Genomic DNA, 16747 nt, shown 5'->3' with positions numbered 1-16747 from the left:
GATGAGATGCTACAACGGGATCGAGCGATCGTCGGCAAAGGCCTGCAGCAGCGCCCGCATCGGCAGCCCCTGCGCCGGCGCCATCAGATTGTCGTCGAAGAACGCCTGCAACTCGTCCAGCGGCAGTTCCGTCAGCATTGCCTTGACCGGGCCGATCGACGCCGGCGACATCGAGATCGAGCGGAAGCCGAGGCCGATCAGCGCCATGGCCGATATGGGTTTTCCGGCAAGTTCGCCGCACAGCGTGACGGGCGTGTGGTTGCGGGTGCCGGCATCGGCGATCTGCTTGAGCACACGCAGGAACGGCGCTGATAGCGTGTCGAAGCGGTTGGCCAATTGCGTGTTGCCCCGGTCGACCGCCATGACGAACTGGAACAGATCGTTCGAACCAACCGAGACGAAATCGACCGCCTTCATCAACTCATCGAGCTGGAACAGCAGCGACGGCACTTCCAGCATCGCGCCCAGCTTGAGGCTGGTCGGCAGATGATGGGCAAAGCGCGAGAGGTGCCGCACTTCGCGGTCGATGATTTCGCGCGCCTGGGCGATTTCGCCAAGCTCGGTCACCATCGGCAGCATCAGCTTGAGCTCGCGCCCGCCGCTGGCCTTCAGCAAGGCGCGAATCTGGGTGCGCAGCAGTCCCGGCCGGTCGAGCGTCAGGCGGATCGCCCGCCAGCCAAGCGCCGGATTCTCTTCCTGGATGGCACCCTTGAAGTAGGGCAGCACCTTGTCGCCACCGATGTCGATGGTGCGGAAGGTGACCGGCTTGCCACGTGCCGCCTCGAGCACGTCGCGATAGAGTTTTTCCTGCGCCTCGGCACGTGGAAAGGTCGAAGCGACCATGAACTGCAGTTCGGTGCGGAACAGGCCGATGCCGGCCGCGCCAGCCTCGGCCAGCTGCGGCAGGTCGACGGCAAGCCCGGCATTCATCAACAGATCGACCTGCACGCCGTCCCTGGTCGTTGACGGCTTCTTGCGCAGTTCGCGATAGACCTCTTGCCGGCGCGCCCGGAAACGCACCTTTTCGGCATAGGCAGCCTCGAGATCAGGCTGCGGCCGCAAATGGATCACGCCCTCTTCGCCGTCGACGATGATGGCATCGCCATTTTCCGCCATGGAAACGGCGCCCTTCATCTGGCCGGCGACCGGGATGCCCATGGCGCGCGCGACGATGACGACGTGGCTGGTGGCAGCGCCATCCTCGAGCACCAGCCCGCGCATCTTCTCCCTGGGATAGTCGAGCAGCTCGGCAGCCCCCATCGAGCGCGCAACGATGATGGCATCCTTCGGCAGCGATGCCGCGACATCCTCGGGTCCGCGGCCCATCAACTGGCGCAGCAGCCGGTTGGCGAGGTCGTCGAAATCGCTCATCCGCTCGCGCAGATAGGGGTCGGTCATGTGCAGCATGCGCGCGCGCATGTCGCTCTGCACCTTTTCCACGGCAGCCTCGGCGGTCAGGCCGTTGCGGATCGCCTCTTCCAGCCGGCGCACCCAGCCGCGATCATTGGCGAACATGCGATAGGCTTCCAGCACCTGGCGATGCTCGCCCTCGAAGGCGACGTCGCGGCGCTCCAGCATGTCGTCGATGGAGAGCCGCAGCGAACCGAGCGAGGTCTCGAGCCGCCGCACCTCTTCCTCGCTGTCCTCATTGAACAGATTGGTGACGACGATGCGCGGCTCGTGCCGCACGACATGGCCAAGCCCGACGCCGTCGTTGAAGGACAGGCCGGTGAAGCTGACGGGCCGGCGCAGATCAAGTTCGAGGCCGGGCCGGGTCAGCCGCGCCAGATCGCCGGTGGCGATCATCTCGGCGATGACCATGGCGGTGGTTTCCAGCGCTTCGACCTCGTCGTCGCGATAATGGCGCATGGTCTTGTTCTGGACGACCAGGACGCCCAGCGTGCGCCCTGCCCGCAGCACCGGCACGCCAAGGAAGGAATTGTAAATCTCTTCGCCGGTCTCCGGCAGGTAGGCGAAGGCCGGGTGTTCCTGCGCATTGGACAGGTTGAGCGGCCGCGCGCTGGCGGCGATCGTGCCGACCAGACCTTGCCCTAGCCGCAGCTGCGCAAGGTGGACGGCGTTCGGGTTCAGACCTTCGGTGGCATAGAGTTCGAGCACCGAATCGGCCCGCAGCACGTAAAGCGAGCAGACTTCGGCGACCATGTTGGAGGCGATGTCGCGCACGATCCGGTCAAGCCGCTCCTGCGGCTCCAGCGGCTCTTGCATGAGCTCGCGGAGCCGTTTCAGCAAAACGCGCGGGCCACTGGCCTGGTCACGCATCGCGGCTTCTTCTCCAATAGGCATTCTGCCCGCCGCAGTTTCCACTGCGACCGGCGCACGCGCAACAACTCAAATCGTTCTCGCTACTGCTTATCCAGACCGTAGACGGAATGCAAAGTGCGAACCGCGAGTTCCGTGTACGGACCGTCGATCAGTATCGAAATCTTGATCTCGGAGGTGGTGATGGCGCGAATATTGATCGCCTTGTCGGCCAGCGCCTTGAAGGCGGTGGCAGCGACGCCGGCATGGCTCCTCATGCCGATGCCGATGACCGAAACCTTCGACATGCCGGCTTCCGACTGCACAACATCGTAGCCGATCTCGGTTTTCAGGCGCTCCAGCACGACAAGTGCCTTGTCGACGTCGCCTGACGGCACCGTGAAGGTCATGTCGGTGAACTTGCCGTCCTCGGAGATGTTCTGGACGATCATGTCGACATTGATGTTGGCCTCGGCCAGCGGGCCGAAGATGCCGGCGGCGACGCCCGGCCGGTCGCCGACGCGGCGCAGCGAAATCTGCGCTTCGTCCTTGGCATAGGCAATTCCGGTGACGACCTGCTGTTCCACGATCTCTTCCTCGTCGCAAATGAGCGTTCCCGGAGGATTGAGCAAATCCCCCATTCCGGGCGCATCGGGATCGTCGAAGGACGACCGCACGAAGGTACGCACCCTGTGCACCATGGCAAGCTCGACCGAACGCACCTGCAAAACCTTGGCGCCGAGCGAGGCCATTTCAAGCATTTCCTCGAACGAGATCTTGGCCAGCCGGCGCGCCTTGGGCTCCATGCGCGGGTCGGTGGTGTAAACCCCGTCGACATCGGTGTAGATGTCGCAGCGGTCGGCCTTGACCGCGGCCGCTATAGCCACCGCGCTGGTGTCGGAACCACCACGTCCAAGCGTGGCGATGCGATTGTCCGGCCCGATGCCCTGGAAGCCGGCGATGACGGCCACCTGGCCCTCGCCGAAGCGCTTGATCAGGAAGGCACCGTCGATATCGAGAATACGCGCCGCGCCATGCGCATTGTCGGTCTTGATCGGTATCTGCCAGCCCTGCCAGGAGCGCGCATGCACGCCCATATTCTGCAAGGTGATGGCGAGCAGGCCGGCCGTGACCTGTTCGCCGGAAGCGACGACCGCGTCATATTCGCGTGCATCGTGCATCGGCGAGGCTTCGCGCGTCCAGGCAACCAGCTCATTGGTCTTGCCCGACATCGCCGAGACAACCACCGCCACCTCGTGGCCAGCGTCGACCTCGCGTTTGACGTGACGCGCCACATTGCGGATGCGGGCGATGTCGGCGACGGAGGTTCCGCCGAATTTCATCACGATGCGCGCCATGGAAGCGAAATGCCTTTGACTGAAGCCGGCCTGGAGCCGAAACCGAAAGAAAGCGCCGGCTTGCGCCGGCCGCTGAATGCGCGGCCTCCTTAGCCAAATGATGAAGGTTTCGCAAGGCTTGCAGCGGATTGCTGGTTTCAAGAAGACGGCATATTGCGTTCCAACCCTGCGCCGCTTACCAAATGCTGCCCGCGGGGAATTCCTTTTGGTTCGGCATAACAGATGATTGCTCGTCTTCGGCGCGCTATGCGATTGCAATCGCTCCCGCTTGTCGTCGGCTTCGCCGTGCTGGCGTTGATCGTCGGCACGCGTGCCTTTCTGGTCGAAGGCCAACGGGCCAATCGCGCCGCCGCGCGCGAGACGATCGAGTACCAGGAACAGCTTTCAGGGCTGCTTTCAATGGCGCAGGATGCCGAGAGCGGCCAGCGCGGCTACCTGCTGACCGGCGAGAAATCCTATCTCGAGCCGTACCAGAAGGCCGTCGAGGCGATTCCCGGGCAACTTGCCCGCATCGATGCCATGACAGCATCCAACGATCAGCTCGCCCCGCAGGTCAGCCACATCAAGGACGCACTGGCACAGAAACAGGCAGAACTCGCCGAGACGATCGCTCTCTACGACAAGGGCGACGCGACAAAGGCGCTGCAACTGGTTCGCAGCGGCCAGGGCAAAGCCGCCATGGACGAGATCCGGGCCAGCATGGACACGATCCGGCGCATTGGCGGCGCAGCGATTGCTGCCCGCGACGAGCACACCGACCAGGTCGAGGCGTGGCTGCGCATCGGCTCTCTGGTCGCCCTGCTGGCGATCTTCCTGCTCGGCACCTACACGATCCGCGAATCCCGCCGCCGCTTCCTCGAAGTCGCCACCGGCCAGGAAGAGCTGATGCGCAAGAACATCGAGCTCGGCAATGAGATCCAGACGCGCGAAAACGCCGAATCCCAGATCCGCCAGATGCAGAAGATGGAGGCTGTCGGGCAACTGACCGGCGGCATCGCTCACGATTTCAACAACATGCTGGCGGTCATCCTCAGCGCCATGAACCTTGCCCAGCGCAAGTTGAAGCGCGGCGAGCACGACCTCGAAAAGTTCATCGAAGCGGCAACGGACGCCGCGACGCGGGCGGCCAATTTGACGGGCCGGCTGCTTGCCTTCTCCCGCCAGCAGCCCCTGGCGCCGCAGGTCGTCGACACCAATCGTCTGGTGACCGGCATGTCCGACCTTTTGCGCCGGGCGCTGGGCGAAGGCATCCGCATCGAGACCGTGCTCGCGGGCGGCCTTTGGAAGACCCATGCCGACCCAAGCCAGATCGAGAATGCAATCCTCAACCTGGCGGTCAATGCGCGCGACGCCATGGGCGAAGAGGGCAAGTTGACCATCGAGACCGCCAACAGCCATCTCGACGACAGCTACGCCGCTACCCATGCCGAGGTGATCGCCGGCCAATATGTGATGATTGCGGTCAGCGATACCGGTGAGGGCATGTCGGCGGATGTGATGGCCAAGGCTTTCGAGCCTTTTTTCACCACCAAGCCGGTCAACAAGGGCACGGGACTTGGGCTGAGCCAAGTGTTCGGCTTCGTCAAGCAGTCGGGCGGCCACGTCAAGATCTACTCCGAGCCAGGCCAGGGCACGACGATCAGGATCTATCTGCCGCGCTTTTTTGGCGCCGAGGAAGCCGCCGTGCCGATGGGGCGGAACGCGAATCCTGCTCCCGTTACCGAAACAATCCTTGTCGTCGAGGACGACGTCCGCGTGCGCGCTTCCACCACCGATGCCATGCGCGAGCTCGGCTACACCGTCATCCATGCCGGCAGTGGCCAGGAGGCGTTGCAGAAGCTGGCGGAGAACCCGGGCGTCGCCCTTCTGTTCACCGATATCGTCATGCCGGTGATGAACGGCCGCAAACTGGCGGAAGAGGCGGTCACACGCATGCCCGCGCTGAAGGTGATCTTCACCACCGGTTTCACCAGGAATGCCGTGGTACACAACGGCGTGCTCGACCATGACGTGCACTTCCTGGCCAAGCCGTTCACCATCGATCAACTGGCCGCGAAGCTGCGCGACGTGCTGGAGGCGAAGTAGGCCGGCCACGCCGCCAGCCCCGCTATTGGTCAGCCCGTCACTCTGGCGGCACTGAAAAATTGTTGCCTTGACATTCGATGCCTCACGCCCGACTTCCTAGCGTTCGAGGAGACCAACCGATGCCAGAGCCCCGACGATCGACGATCGATGCCGGAGAAGTGGAACGCTTTTCCGCCCTTGCCGCCGAATGGTGGAACCCGAACGGCAAGTTCCGCCCGTTGCACAAGTTCAATCCGGTCCGGCTGTCCTACATCCGCGACCAGATCGCGGCGCGCTTTGGCCGTGACCCGCGCGCCGCGCGCCCTTTCGAGGGCCTGCGCATCCTCGACATCGGCTGCGGCGGTGGCCTTTTGTGCGAGCCGATGGCGCGGCTTGGCGCCGAGGTGGTCGGAGCGGACGCCTCTGAGACAAACATCGAGGTGGCGAAACTGCACGCGGCCGAAGGCAATGTGAGTGTCGACTATCGCGCCACGACGGCCGAGGATCTCGCCGATGCCGGCGAGACATTCGACGTCATCCTCAACATGGAAGTGGTCGAACATGTCGCCGACATCGACCTGTTCGTGGCCAAATGCGGGCAGATGGTCCGCCCCGGCGGCATCATGTTCGTGGCCACCATCAACCGCACGCTGAAGGCACTCGGCCTGGCGATCATCGGCGCCGAATATGTGCTGCGCTGGCTGCCGCGCGGCACCCACCAGTTCGGCAAGCTGGTGCGCCCGGAAGAACTGGAAAAGGCGCTTGGCGGCGCCGGCCTGACAATTATCGACCGCACCGGCGTCACCTACAATCCGCTTGCCGACCGCTGGGCGCGGTCGAAGGACATGGATGTCAACTACATGGTGCTGGCGGAAAAAGGATCGGTCTGATCCTGCTTACGCCTTCTGGCTTTGCGCCTTGGTGGTGATGACGACGCCGATGGTGATGATGATGGCGCCGACCCAGGTCAGCAACTGATAGTGCTCGCCAAGGAAGATCGTGCCGGCAAACAATCCGACCGCCGCCGCCACATAGCCGATCTGGCTGAGATAGACCGGGCCGCCCACCGCCTGCAGCCGGAAGAAGAAGGCAAACATTGCCGTGGCCGACGCAACCTGCGCGATGACCACCAGGGGCACGGCGCCAAGTGGGGCGAAGGCCTTGCCGCCCAGCAGGACAAGAATACCGGCGAGCAGCATCGCTGCCGACGCCAGATGGCTGCCGACGGCAAGCTCGATCGGGCCGGTGCCTTCCGGCCAGTCGATCGTGCGGTAGATGTTGCCGGCGGCAAGGCTGACCGGGATCAGCAGCCCCATCACCACCCAGAACAAATCGGCCGGCTGGCCGGCCTCGCCGCGCGTCACCGCCACCATGACGGCGCCGACGAAGCCGACGGCGATGCCAATGATGCCCAGCATGTTGGGGCGCCGGACACGCAGCACGATTGAAAACACCAGCGTGACGACGGGCGAAAGTGTGAACATGATGCCGGTGTAGCCGGCGCCAAGATGCGGAATGGCCGAGAACATCAGCAGGTTGGGCGCGGCATAGGACACTGCCGCGGTAACGAAGAAATAGCGCAATTTGTGCGCGTTGAGCCGGATGTGCTGGCCGCGTGCCAGGAGCACGCAGAGCAGCACGCCGCCGGCGCCGAGCGAGATGACGAAGGCCCAGACCATGGCCGGCACGCCGGCCGCCGTGGCGAGCTTGCCGAAGGGCAGCGTCAGGCCGAGCAGGCCGCCCGTGACGACCAGCAGGCCGAGCGCCGAATCCCAGAGATATTTCATCGGATTGTCCCGTCACTCAATTGCGAAGTTTGGCACTTGCGGCGCTTGGCCGGTCCTGTATGTTAAGATAACATATCGCAAAGATTCTTAACGTCAAGATATATAACGGTGAGACAGATGGATCGCGCGGCAAAGGCGATCGAGCAGTGGAAACGGGAGCGGCCGGACCTGGACGTCTCGCCGATGGGCGTGCTCGGGCGATTGAACGAAGCCTCGTCGCTGATCGCGCGTGACCGCCTCGCCCCGCTGTTTGCCCGTTTCGGACTGCAGGCCGGCGAATTCGACGTGCTGGCGACGCTGCGCCGTTCCGGCCAGCCTTACGCGCTGACGCCGACCGCTCTCTACGAGGCGACGATGGTGACGTCAGGCGCCATGACCAACCGGCTCGACCGGCTCGAAAAGGCCGGATTGATCCTGCGCGGCCCGCACCCCAGCGACCGACGCGGCATTGTCGTGCAGCTCACAGAGAAGGGCTTGGCCTTGTTCGACGAGGCGCTGACCGCCCACGTCGCCAACGAGCATGAGATCCTCGCCGGCCTGACTGGCGCCGAACAGGAGACGCTAGCTCTGCTGCTTGGCAAATTGATCGGAAGCTTGAGCTAGTCGCTCAGTTGCGGTCGTCCGGAAACACCGGGATCGGCATGAAATCGACGCCATCCTCGGCCAGGCTCTTGGCCTCGTCCAGCGTCGCCTCGCCATAGATTCCGCGTGCATCGGTTTCGCCGAAATGGATTTTGCGTGCTTCCTCGGCGAACTTGTCGCCAACATAGTCGGCATTCTCGCGCACCTTCTCGGCCATCGCCTTGAGCTGCGCCAGCGCCTGTTTCTGCGCCTCGCCCATGGCGAGCGCTATGGTTTCCTGCTTGCGCGCCGTCGAAACCGCCGGCGCCATCAGCGCCTTCTGCACCTTGTGCGAACCGCAGCTCGGGCAATCGACAAAGCCGCGCTTCTTCTGGCTGTCGAAATCGTCATTGCTGCGAAACCAGCCCTCGAACTCGTGATCGTGATCGCAGATCAGGGAAAATCGGATCAAGAGGCTGCACCCCTGAGGCGGGGCGCCTCCGCTGCACCAGCGTTGACGGCAAAATCCCGCGCATTTTTCAAATTGGGATCTTCTTGCGTACCGCAAGCGACTGCGCCGGGTCGATCTCTGCGACGATCACCGCCGGTTCGTTGTGCGTGGCTTCCGCGATTATGCGGCCCCAAGGATCGACGATCAGCGAATGGCCATAGGTCTCGCGCCCATCCTCATGCAGGCCGCCTTGCGCGGCAGCGATAACATAGGCGCCGTTCTCGATGGCGCGGGCTCTCAGCAGCACATGCCAATGCGCCTCGCCGGTCTGGCGGGTGAAGGCGGCAGGCACGGTCAAAACTTCGGCCCCTGCCAGCGCCTCGGCACGGAACAGCTGCGGGAACCGCAGGTCGTAGCAGACCGCAAAGCCCAGTTTCGTGCCCGCGACCTCGGTCACGACAGCCTCGGTGCCGGGCTCGTACGCTGCGGATTCGCGCCAGCTTTCGCCATTGTCGAGGTCGACATCGAACATGTGGATCTTGTCGTAGATGGCGAGCGTAGCACCGTCTGGACCGAACAGCAGCGCCCGGTTGGCGAGCTTGCCGTCGGCGCGCAGGATGGCGGTCGAGCCGATATGCAGGAAGACGCCGAGTTCACGCGCCAACCGGCGCGCGGTCGCGACGACGATGTCCTTGTCCTCCGAGGTGAAGGAAGCGGCCCGCGCTTCCTTGTCGCGGATCAATGCCCCGGTCATTTCCGGCGTCTGGATGTAGATCGCACCCTGGCCTGCCGCTTCACGCACCAGCCGTTCGAGATCGACCGCATTGCGCTCCGGGCTTTCGCCTGAACGCATCTGGATCGCAGCGGCCTTGAAAACACCCATCGTCAACCCTCAAATCGTTGCGCCGTTGGCGAGCATCTTGTCGAGCCGGCCTTCGGCCTCCAGCTCATGGAGGTCGTCGCAGCCGCCGACATGCGTGTCGCCGATGAAAATCTGCGGAAAGGTGGTGCGCCCGTGCGCCCGCGAAATCATCTCCTGGCGCAGTTCCGGCGAAAACGAAGCGTCATGCTCTGTGTAAGTAACGCCCTTGTGCTCCAGCAGCCGCTTGGCTGCGGTGCAGTAGCCGCACATCATGCGTGTGTAGATGGTGACATCGACCATGACGAATTTCCGCTTTCCTTGCCGACTTATATAGTCGCGGACTCGTCCGCCCGGAAGTCCCCCGGCAACACACGCGCGAAGGTCAGCACGTCGACGCTGGCCGCACCTCCCCTTTTTAGCGCCTTGGTGGCCGCACGCACGGTGGCGCCGGTGGTGTAGACATCGTCGATCAGAAGCACCCTGCGGCCGGCAATCTCGATTTCGGCTTCGGCGGGCACGCGAAAGGCGGCGCGCACATTCTCCTCGCGCTCCTGCCGCTCCAGCCCGACCTGCTGGCGCGTGAGTTTCACGCGCCGCATGGCGGAAGGCGCGAAAGACAGCCCACTCAGTTCGCAAACCGAGCGTGCCAATTCCGCCGACTGGTTGAACCGCCGCCTGAAGAAACGCCGCCAGTGCAGCGGCACCGGCACCACCACATCGGCCTCGGCGATGAGGTCGGCGCCGGCGCGCACCATCCAGCGCGCCATCCAAGGTGCCAAATCGGTACGATCCTGGTATTTCAGCCCTTGCACCATCTGACGGGCAACGCCGGAATAGGCAACGGCGGCCCGCGCCCGCTCGAAGGGCGGGGGATCGGCGATCGCCTCGGCCGAGAGAAAGCCCTCGCCCATATGGTGGGTGAACGGCGTGCCCATCACCGGGCACCACGGCCGTTCCAGAAGCCGCAGCTTCGGCCAGCAGGCGCCGCACAGCACGCCGGGCTGGGAAACATGCCGGCGGCAACCGGCGCAGACCGGCGGAAACAGGATGCGCGCCGGCCAGCCGAAAGCCGATCGGGTGAGCTTCCTGATCCCAATGGACTTGATCTCCAGCATCGGATCGGCCACGTGGTTGGTCCTTCGCGCCACCATACCAATTACATCGGGGCGTCGACAAACAAGGATCCGCCCGTTGCAGCCGATAATGGATACCGATCTCTGGCTGGCGCACAAGCGGCGTGCGCTCACTCACCCGGTCGACGGTGCCGATTTCCTGATGAACCGCGCGGCCGAGGATCTTGCCGACCGGCTGAGTGCCGTAGAGCGCAGGTTCGGCAAGGCGGCGGTGCTGTTTTGCCAGACGCCGGCCGCGGCTGACGTGCTCGCCGCGAGCGGCAAGGTGACGGATATCGTCCGTGTCGAGACGGACGCGGTCTTCCTGAATGGGGCCGCCGGCTTGACCGCACCGCTGGAAACCGTGCCCTTCGAGCCGCAGAGCCTCGATCTGGCGGTCTCGCTTCTGTCGCTGCAGGCGATGAACGATATTCCCGGCATGCTGATCCAGATCCGCCGCGCGCTTCGGCCGGACGGGCTTTTCCTCGGCGCCTTCGCTGGGGCCGGCACGCTCGCGGAGCTGCGCGAAAGCCTGCTTGCGGCCGAGACCGAACTTTACGGTGGCGCCAGCCCGCGCGTCATCCCGTTCACCGACGTGCGCGATGCCGGTGCGCTTTTGCAGCGCGCCGGTCTCGCTCTGCCGGTCGCCGATGTGGAGACGGTGACGGTGCGCTACGCCAATTTGTTTGCCCTGATGGCCGATCTGCGCGCCATGGGCGAAACCAGTGCGCTTGCCGACCGCAGCCGGCGGCCGGGCTCACGCCAGCTGTTTGCGAGGGCCGCGGAAATCTACGCCGAGCGTTTTTCCGATCCCGACGGCCGGATCCGGGCAAGTTTCTCGATGGTCTGGATGTCCGGCTGGGCGCCCGACGCGTCGCAGCAGAAGCCGCTGAAGCCAGGTTCAGCCAAGGTCTCGCTGAAAGCTATACTGGAGGGGCCAGAGGGACATTGACCCGCGCGCAAGCGCGGACAGGGCAGAAGTCAATGCGCAAAAGCGTTGGCTAGCCTGCTGCCGCTGTCGCTGAACATCCAGGTAATCGCGTTGAAGACCTGGCCGATACCACCAATGATCGTCAGCGACAGCACAGCGACGATCAGGGCGTACTCGACCACCGTGGCACCGGTCTCGTCCTTCACAAAGCGCAGCAGCAATGTTTTCATCACCTCGATCCCCCGTGCCGGAACCTTACCGCCGATCTGTTAAGAAAGGTTAACGGCAAAGCCTTAACAGGCGGTGAAACAGCCGCCCTTTCGAAAACATCTTAACCATATCAGCAGTCGCCGCTGGTCTTGCCGTCAGACGCGATAATGCAGACTGAATCGGGCTGCGACTGCAGCACACTGCGGCGCACCGTATAGGTGCCGCGATGGCCGATCGAGCCGGTGGCCGTCATGTCGAGGCCGGGAAAGTCATTGCGGGCCGCTTGCGAGCGCGTCCCGCTGTCGAGGAAAGGTGTCGCGATCAGGGCCAGTGCCACCGCGGCCGAGCCAAACAGCAGTGTGATGCGCAGGACGCCCATGCCGGCATCGGCGGCGCGAAAACTACGGTCGGGCCGGATCGAATCCCAATCCCTGTCCAGGCTCATACGATCGCTCCCCAGCGAAATCGGCGACGCGGCCGCGACGACACGGCCATGGGTCAATTTTTCATGATCAGATAAATCTTCCATTAACGCTGGCTGATCTGGACCGTGGTCCTCCAGTCGCGAACGCTCAGAGGAGATCGATGAGGAACGGGATCAGCGGCGCGTCGGCCGGCGGCATCGGATAGTCGCGCATCTGTTTCGGCCGCACCCACTTCAGCGCCTGCCCTTCCCGGGGTTGCGCGATGCCACGGAAGCGGCGGCAGATGAACAGCGGCATCAACAAATGGAAGTCGTCATAGGAATGGCTGGCAAAGGTAAGTGGCGCCAGGCACGGAATATCGGTCTCGATGCCGATCTCCTCTTGCAGCTCGCGGATGATGCATTGCTCCGGCGTTTCACCGGGTTCGACCTTGCCGCCGGGAAATTCCCACAGGCCGGCAAGCTGCTTGCCTTCTGGCCGCTGCGCCAGCAGCACGCGGCCGTCGGCGTCGACCAGCGCACAGGCGGCGACCAGCAGCAGGCGCTTGCCGGCATTCGCCACGTCATTCATGACCAGGTGGCCGGCGATAGTGGTAGCGGTAGACCTCCTCGAAGCCGAGCGATCGATAGAGCGCCAATGCCGGCACGTTACCGGCCTCGACCTGCAGCCAGGCTTCGCGCGCGCCGCGCAGCCGCGCCCATTTCAGCGCCGACAGGATCAGGTTGCGGCCGTGGCCCTTGTTGCGCGCCGCCTTGTCGGTGGCGACCTCGAACAGGCCGGCGAGATCGCCGTCATGCACGCAGATCAGCGTCGCCAGCGCCTCGGCGCCGTCTTCGAGCGCGAACAAGCCGGCCTCGGGCTGGATGGCGCCAATGATCTCCGACAGGCCGGGCCGCAGCGAAACGTCCGAGCCGCTGACCTTGAGCGAGGCGCCGATGAAGCGGCTGATGTCCTTCAGCGGAATCTGGTCCATGGCGGCATCGAGCTGCGCGTCAGCCAGCGGCAATCGAATGACCAGCGATTCGTCAAAGCGGCTCCAGCCCTCCTTGTCGAGATGGCTGGCCAGATCGGGACCCGACAGTGGCGACATGCGGAACGTCAGCGGCCTGCCATAGGCGTCGAAACGGCGGCTGGCGCGGCCGATGCGGTCGGCCATGTGCTGGATGTCGCCGGGATCGAGCGGATTGACCGAATTCAGACGTTTGGCGGGATGGCCGGCGGTCAGCCGCACCACCCAGGTGCCATCATAATGGACGGCCGCCGCCGGCCAGGCGCGAAAGCCGGCCGCCTCGTAGCGGCGCACGATCGCGAGCATGCTTGCCGGATGCCTGGAAGTCAAAACCGTCAGCTCCGGTAGTCGCCATTGATGGCGACGTATTCCTTGGTGAGATCGCAGGTCCACACCGTCGCCTTGCCGCGGCCGATGCCGATATCGGCGCGGATGAGGATATCGTCGCGCTTCATGTAGGCGGAGGTCTTTTCTTCCGAATAGGCCGGGTCACGTTCGCCCTCATGCGCCAGCCTGTTGTCGCCGAACCAGATCGACAGCCGGTCGCGGTCGGCGGGCTCGCCGGCCTTGCCGACGGCCATGACGACACGGCCCCAATTGGCGTCCTCGCCGGCAACCGCCGTCTTGACCAGCGGCGAATTGGCGATCGACAGCGCGATGCGCTTGGCCGAGCGGGCCGACTTCGCACCGGTGACGGTGACTTCGACCTGCTTGCGGGCGCCCTCGCCGTCGCGCACCACTTGCAGCGCCAGCGACTTCAGCACCTTGCCCAGCGCCCGGCGGAACTGGCCGAGCCGGGCGTCCTTGGGATCGGTGATCTCAGGCGCGCCACGCTTGGCGGCCTTGCCGGTGGCAAAGATCAGCAGCGTGTCGCTGGTCGATGTGTCGCTGTCGACGGTCACCGCGTTGAAGGTCTTGGCGGTGCCGCGCGACAACAGATCCTGCAGCACGGGCGCGGCGATCGGCGCATCGGTGGCGATGAAGGACAGCATCGTCGCCATGTCGGGCGCGATCATGCCGGCGCCCTTGGAAATGCCGTTGATGGTGACATCGGTGTCGCCGAGCTTGACCGTCTGCGTCGCCACTTTCGGATAGGTATCCGTGGTCATGATGGCTTTTGCCGCCTCGGTCCACAGGTCCGGTTTGCCGTCGCTGACCAGCCCGGCGAGCAGATGGCTGAATTTGGTTGTGTCGAGCGGCTCGCCGATGACACCGGTCGAGGCCAGGAACACCTCGCCAGCCGTGCAGCCGGCCGCCTTGGCCGCCGCCGCGCCGGTCAGCGCGGTGGACTCGCGGCCCTTCTTGCCGGTGAAGGCGTTGGCGTTGCCGGAATTGACGATTAGCACCCGAGCCTTGCCGGCGCCAAGGTTCTGCCGGCAGAAATCGACCGGTGCCGAAGGGCATTTCGATTTGGTGAACACGCCGGCGACCGCCGTGCCCGCATCGAAGACCATGGCCAGCAGATCGGTACGATTCTTGTACTTGATCCCCGCTTCAGCGGTGGCGATGCGCACCCCTTCAATGACCGGCATTTTTGGGTATTTCTTCGGTGCGAGCGGCGAAATCGTCGTGGACATGGGGACCTCGGGCGGGAAATTCGCAAGGGAAGGCCGGTTTGCCCGATACGGCGCGCGGGCGCAAGGGCGTTTTCGCCGCGCTTGCCGGGGCGGGCAACCATTGCGAATTAAGCTTGCATTTCAAATCTGTTGGCGTCGCGGGGGCCTGTGGCGCTATGATTGCGCCCCATGGGCAGGCTTGCGATCCTCGCATGGGCATTTCTGGGACTTTTGCTGCTGAGCGCCGACGCTGAGCCGCAGCGGCGCGTGGCTCTGGTCATCGGCAACGGCACCTATTCCGAAGCCGGGACATTGGCCAATCCGGTCAACGACGCGCTCGACATCGCCGACAAACTGCGTTCCATCGGCTTCGAGGTCATCGAAGGCAACGACCTCGGCAAGCGCGAGCTTGAACGCAGCATCGGCGAGTTCTCGGATGCGCTCGAAGGCGCTGGTGTCGGGCTTTTCTACTATGCCGGCCATGGCCTGCAGGTCGACGGGCGCAATTACATAGTGCCGGTCGACGCCAGGCTCGACATGCCGGTGAAACTCCAACTCGAAGCCGTGCCGATCGACGAAATCCTCGACATCATGGAACAGCAGACCAAGGTCAGCCTGGTGTTTCTCGATGCCTGCCGCAACAACCCGTTTGCCCGCAGCCTAAGCCGCACCGCCACGACGCGGTCGGCGACGGCACTCGCCGGCCTGGCGCAGTTCGATTCGACGCGCGGCTCCTTCATCGCCTTCTCGACAGCACCGGGTGCTGTCGCCATGGACGGAAGCGGGCGCAACTCGCCCTTCGCCGCCGCCCTTTTGCGGCACATCGCCGAACCCGGCCAGAGCATCAACGACATGATGATCGCGGTGCGCCGCGACGTGGTTTCGCAGACGCGCGAAAGCCAGCGCCCCTGGGAACAGGGCTCGCTGCTCGAGCGCTTCGAGTTTGTGCCGAGCGGCGAGCCGGTGAAACCGCCCGCACCAGCCGCGGCACCCGAGCCCTCAACACAAGTGGCGACGCTCGAGCGTTCGGTCGGTGACGACAAAAGCGCGATCGAGAAGTTCCTGCGCGACGATTACCTGTCGCCGGACATCAAGGATATGCGCGCGGCCGTCAAACGGCTTTACGGCCCATCCGCCACCATCTTCGGCACGCCTTACGATGCCGAAGCGCTCGTGAAAGTGAAAAGCGACTGGTTCGCGCAATGGGCCTCATGGTCGCTTGGCCTGGAACCAGGCAGCCTGGAGGTTACACCGCACGGTGAGGGCAGTGCCCAGGCCGTCTTTGCCATGAGCTACGACTACACACCAAAGGACAAGTCGGCGGCGCGTGTGGCAGGCAAGGCGCGGGTGACGCTGGAATTGATCAAGACCGCTGATGGGTGGCGTATCGTGTCGGAGACGTCACAGGCGATGTGACGGCCATCGCCTGATGGCGGCTCAGCTTCTGCGCTTGAAAACGGGGCGTTTCGTTTCATGGCCGGATCACTTATCGTTGCCGGCAAATTCAAACGAGGACGTCAGGAATGGCCGAGGACGCGGATCCGGCACGCAAATCGATTGGCGCCCGGCGCAATCCCGACAGCGCCGAAGCCATTCTGGAGGCCGCCGAAGCCGTACTGGTCGAGGCCGGCTATGCCGGTTTCTCGATCGAGGCGGTGGCACGCCGTGCCCGCGCCGGCAAGCCGACCATCTACCGCTGGTGGCCGAGCAAAGCGGCACTGCTGCTTGACGTCTACCAGCGCCAGAAGCGCGTCGACATTCCGGATACCGGAAGACTGGAAGAGGATCTCGTCGGCTTCCTGAAAAATCTGTTCGAGCACTGGCGCGAGACATCGTCGGGCAGCGTGTTCAGGTCGCTGATCGCCGAGGCGCAGTCGGATGAAACCGCGGCCGCCGCTCTTGCCGGATATGCCGAAGGCCGCCGCACCCACACCGGCCAGATCATCGAGCGCGCCAAGGCACGGGGCGAGATCGCCGATGATATCGATCCGGCCGTGGTCGCCGACCTCGTCACCTCCTATGCCTGGCGGCATCTGCTGACCAACCGGCTCGACGAGCCTGAGACGACGATCCGCAAAATGGTCCGCTATCTCCTGCAAGGCATAGCGGCCAGCGCGGGCCAATAAAAAAGGGCGCGGCAACCTTGGCTGCCGCGCCCTTTT

The 16747-nt window shown here is 64.3% G+C and carries 17 protein-coding genes and 1 pseudogene; 6 read left to right on the top strand and 12 right to left on the bottom strand.

The features are described 5' to 3' along the window. Window positions 1-9 precede the first annotated feature (9 nt). Both ptsP and ACZYHG_RS11275 read right to left on the bottom strand, forming a co-directional pair. A complete protein-coding gene (gene ptsP / locus ACZYHG_RS11280; RefSeq protein ID WP_464613848.1) occupies window positions 10-2280 on the bottom strand; it encodes a phosphoenolpyruvate--protein phosphotransferase in 2271 nt (756 codons plus the stop codon). 83 nt (window positions 2281-2363) lie between these two features. Then, window positions 2364-3617 carry an aspartate kinase gene (locus ACZYHG_RS11275; protein WP_027031210.1) on the bottom strand — a complete coding sequence of 418 codons (1254 nt, stop codon included), beginning with the start codon at window positions 3615-3617 and terminating at the stop codon, window positions 2364-2366. A 246-nt stretch (window positions 3618-3863) separates the two neighbouring features. Between ACZYHG_RS11275 and ACZYHG_RS11270 the strand changes: the two genes are divergently transcribed. Together ACZYHG_RS11270 and ubiG are read left to right on the top strand one after the other, a co-directional pair. Next, window positions 3864-5702: a CHASE3 domain-containing protein gene (locus tag ACZYHG_RS11270; RefSeq protein WP_464614664.1), complete on the top strand. Its 1839-nt coding sequence runs from the start codon at window positions 3864-3866 to the stop codon at window positions 5700-5702. Between the two features lie 119 nt (window positions 5703-5821). Continuing rightward, window positions 5822-6571, top strand: a complete 750-nt coding sequence (gene ubiG, locus ACZYHG_RS11265) for a bifunctional 2-polyprenyl-6-hydroxyphenol methylase/3-demethylubiquinol 3-O-methyltransferase UbiG (RefSeq protein WP_027031212.1) — start codon at window positions 5822-5824, stop codon at window positions 6569-6571. A 6-nt stretch (window positions 6572-6577) separates the two neighbouring features. Here the strand turns inward: ubiG and ACZYHG_RS11260 are convergent, their stop codons facing one another. After that, on the bottom strand, window positions 6578-7468 hold the full coding sequence (locus ACZYHG_RS11260; RefSeq protein ID WP_464613847.1) for a DMT family transporter: 891 nt from the start codon (window positions 7466-7468) through the stop codon (window positions 6578-6580). Between the two features lie 117 nt (window positions 7469-7585). Between ACZYHG_RS11260 and ACZYHG_RS11255 the strand changes: the two genes are divergently transcribed. Further along, window positions 7586-8071 (top strand): MarR family winged helix-turn-helix transcriptional regulator, encoded by a 486-nt coding sequence (locus ACZYHG_RS11255; protein WP_464613846.1) that lies wholly within the window; start codon window positions 7586-7588, stop codon window positions 8069-8071. Window positions 8072-8075: 4 nt separating this feature from the next. Here ACZYHG_RS11255 and ACZYHG_RS11250 read toward each other — a convergent pair whose 3' ends face one another. From ACZYHG_RS11250 to ACZYHG_RS11235, 4 genes and pseudogenes are all read right to left on the bottom strand, one after another. Continuing rightward, window positions 8076-8501, bottom strand: coding sequence for a DUF1178 family protein (locus ACZYHG_RS11250; RefSeq protein WP_464613845.1), 426 nt, complete (start codon window positions 8499-8501; stop codon window positions 8076-8078). Further along, window positions 8498-9363, bottom strand: a pseudogene (locus ACZYHG_RS11245) (carbon-nitrogen hydrolase family protein). The gene ACZYHG_RS11250 and the pseudogene ACZYHG_RS11245 overlap by 4 nt, the downstream one beginning before the upstream one ends. Before the next feature lie 9 nt (window positions 9364-9372). Beyond that, a complete protein-coding gene (gene grxC / locus ACZYHG_RS11240; RefSeq protein WP_464613844.1) occupies window positions 9373-9642 on the bottom strand; it encodes a glutaredoxin 3 in 270 nt (89 codons plus the stop codon). A gap of 26 nt (window positions 9643-9668) precedes the next feature. Then, on the bottom strand, window positions 9669-10457 hold the full coding sequence (locus tag ACZYHG_RS11235) for a ComF family protein (protein ID WP_464614663.1): 789 nt from the start codon (window positions 10455-10457) through the stop codon (window positions 9669-9671). A gap of 76 nt (window positions 10458-10533) precedes the next feature. Here ACZYHG_RS11235 and ACZYHG_RS11230 point away from each other — a divergent pair, with 76 nt between their 5' ends. Then, window positions 10534-11406: a methyltransferase domain-containing protein gene (locus ACZYHG_RS11230; RefSeq protein WP_464613843.1), complete on the top strand. Its 873-nt coding sequence runs from the start codon at window positions 10534-10536 to the stop codon at window positions 11404-11406. Window positions 11407-11435: 29 nt separating this feature from the next. Here ACZYHG_RS11230 and ACZYHG_RS11225 read toward each other — a convergent pair whose 3' ends face one another. The 5 genes from ACZYHG_RS11225 to argJ form a co-directional block, all read right to left on the bottom strand. Further along, window positions 11436-11615 carry a Flp family type IVb pilin gene (locus ACZYHG_RS11225; RefSeq protein WP_464613842.1) on the bottom strand — a complete coding sequence of 60 codons (180 nt, stop codon included), beginning with the start codon at window positions 11613-11615 and terminating at the stop codon, window positions 11436-11438. A gap of 110 nt (window positions 11616-11725) precedes the next feature. Continuing rightward, on the bottom strand, window positions 11726-12040 hold the full coding sequence (locus ACZYHG_RS11220) for a hypothetical protein (protein WP_464613841.1): 315 nt from the start codon (window positions 12038-12040) through the stop codon (window positions 11726-11728). Between the two features lie 127 nt (window positions 12041-12167). Beyond that, complete coding sequence (gene mutT, locus ACZYHG_RS11215) at window positions 12168-12590, bottom strand: 8-oxo-dGTP diphosphatase MutT (protein ID WP_464613840.1); 423 nt, start codon at window positions 12588-12590, stop codon at window positions 12168-12170. Beyond that, the gene (locus tag ACZYHG_RS11210; protein ID WP_464613839.1) at window positions 12583-13335 is read right to left on the bottom strand and encodes a GNAT family N-acetyltransferase; all 753 of its coding nucleotides are present in this window, start codon (window positions 13333-13335) and stop codon (window positions 12583-12585) included. The genes mutT and ACZYHG_RS11210 overlap by 8 nt, the downstream gene beginning before the upstream one ends. A 29-nt stretch (window positions 13336-13364) precedes the next feature. After that, window positions 13365-14606 (bottom strand): bifunctional glutamate N-acetyltransferase/amino-acid acetyltransferase ArgJ, encoded by a 1242-nt coding sequence (gene argJ / locus ACZYHG_RS11205; protein ID WP_464613838.1) that lies wholly within the window; start codon window positions 14604-14606, stop codon window positions 13365-13367. Window positions 14607-14774: 168 nt separating this feature from the next. Here argJ and ACZYHG_RS11200 point away from each other — a divergent pair, with 168 nt between their 5' ends. Beyond that, window positions 14775-16001: a caspase family protein gene (locus ACZYHG_RS11200; RefSeq protein ID WP_464613837.1), complete on the top strand. Its 1227-nt coding sequence runs from the start codon at window positions 14775-14777 to the stop codon at window positions 15999-16001. A gap of 107 nt (window positions 16002-16108) precedes the next feature. Further along, complete coding sequence (locus ACZYHG_RS11195; protein ID WP_464613836.1) at window positions 16109-16711, top strand: TetR/AcrR family transcriptional regulator; 603 nt, start codon at window positions 16109-16111, stop codon at window positions 16709-16711. The last annotated feature ends 36 nt before the right edge of the window (window positions 16712-16747 follow it).

It is taken from the genome of Mesorhizobium subarcticum, assembly GCF_055456085.1.
This window is presented reverse-complemented; position numbering and strand designations above follow the sequence as displayed.

Coding starts and splice junctions, on each gene's coding strand:
- ptsP (WP_464613848.1), bottom strand. CDS start 2,280: ATGCGTGACCAGGCCAGTGGCCCGCGCGTTTTGCTGAAACGGCTCCGC.
- ACZYHG_RS11275 (WP_027031210.1), bottom strand. CDS start 3,617: ATGGCGCGCATCGTGATGAAATTCGGCGGAACCTCCGTCGCCGACATC.
- ACZYHG_RS11270 (WP_464614664.1), top strand. CDS start 3,864: ATGCGATTGCAATCGCTCCCGCTTGTCGTCGGCTTCGCCGTGCTGGCG.
- ubiG (WP_027031212.1), top strand. CDS start 5,822: ATGCCAGAGCCCCGACGATCGACGATCGATGCCGGAGAAGTGGAACGC.
- ACZYHG_RS11260 (WP_464613847.1), bottom strand. CDS start 7,468: ATGAAATATCTCTGGGATTCGGCGCTCGGCCTGCTGGTCGTCACGGGC.
- ACZYHG_RS11255 (WP_464613846.1), top strand. CDS start 7,586: ATGGATCGCGCGGCAAAGGCGATCGAGCAGTGGAAACGGGAGCGGCCG.
- grxC (WP_464613844.1), bottom strand. CDS start 9,642: ATGGTCGATGTCACCATCTACACACGCATGATGTGCGGCTACTGCACC.
- ACZYHG_RS11235 (WP_464614663.1), bottom strand. CDS start 10,457: ATGCTGGAGATCAAGTCCATTGGGATCAGGAAGCTCACCCGATCGGCT.
- ACZYHG_RS11225 (WP_464613842.1), bottom strand. CDS start 11,615: ATGAAAACATTGCTGCTGCGCTTTGTGAAGGACGAGACCGGTGCCACG.
- ACZYHG_RS11220 (WP_464613841.1), bottom strand. CDS start 12,040: ATGAGCCTGGACAGGGATTGGGATTCGATCCGGCCCGACCGTAGTTTT.
- mutT (WP_464613840.1), bottom strand. CDS start 12,590: ATGAATGACGTGGCGAATGCCGGCAAGCGCCTGCTGCTGGTCGCCGCC.
- ACZYHG_RS11210 (WP_464613839.1), bottom strand. CDS start 13,335: ATGCTCGCGATCGTGCGCCGCTACGAGGCGGCCGGCTTTCGCGCCTGG.
- argJ (WP_464613838.1), bottom strand. CDS start 14,606: ATGTCCACGACGATTTCGCCGCTCGCACCGAAGAAATACCCAAAAATG.
- ACZYHG_RS11200 (WP_464613837.1), top strand. CDS start 14,775: ATGGGCAGGCTTGCGATCCTCGCATGGGCATTTCTGGGACTTTTGCTG.
- ACZYHG_RS11195 (WP_464613836.1), top strand. CDS start 16,109: ATGGCCGAGGACGCGGATCCGGCACGCAAATCGATTGGCGCCCGGCGC.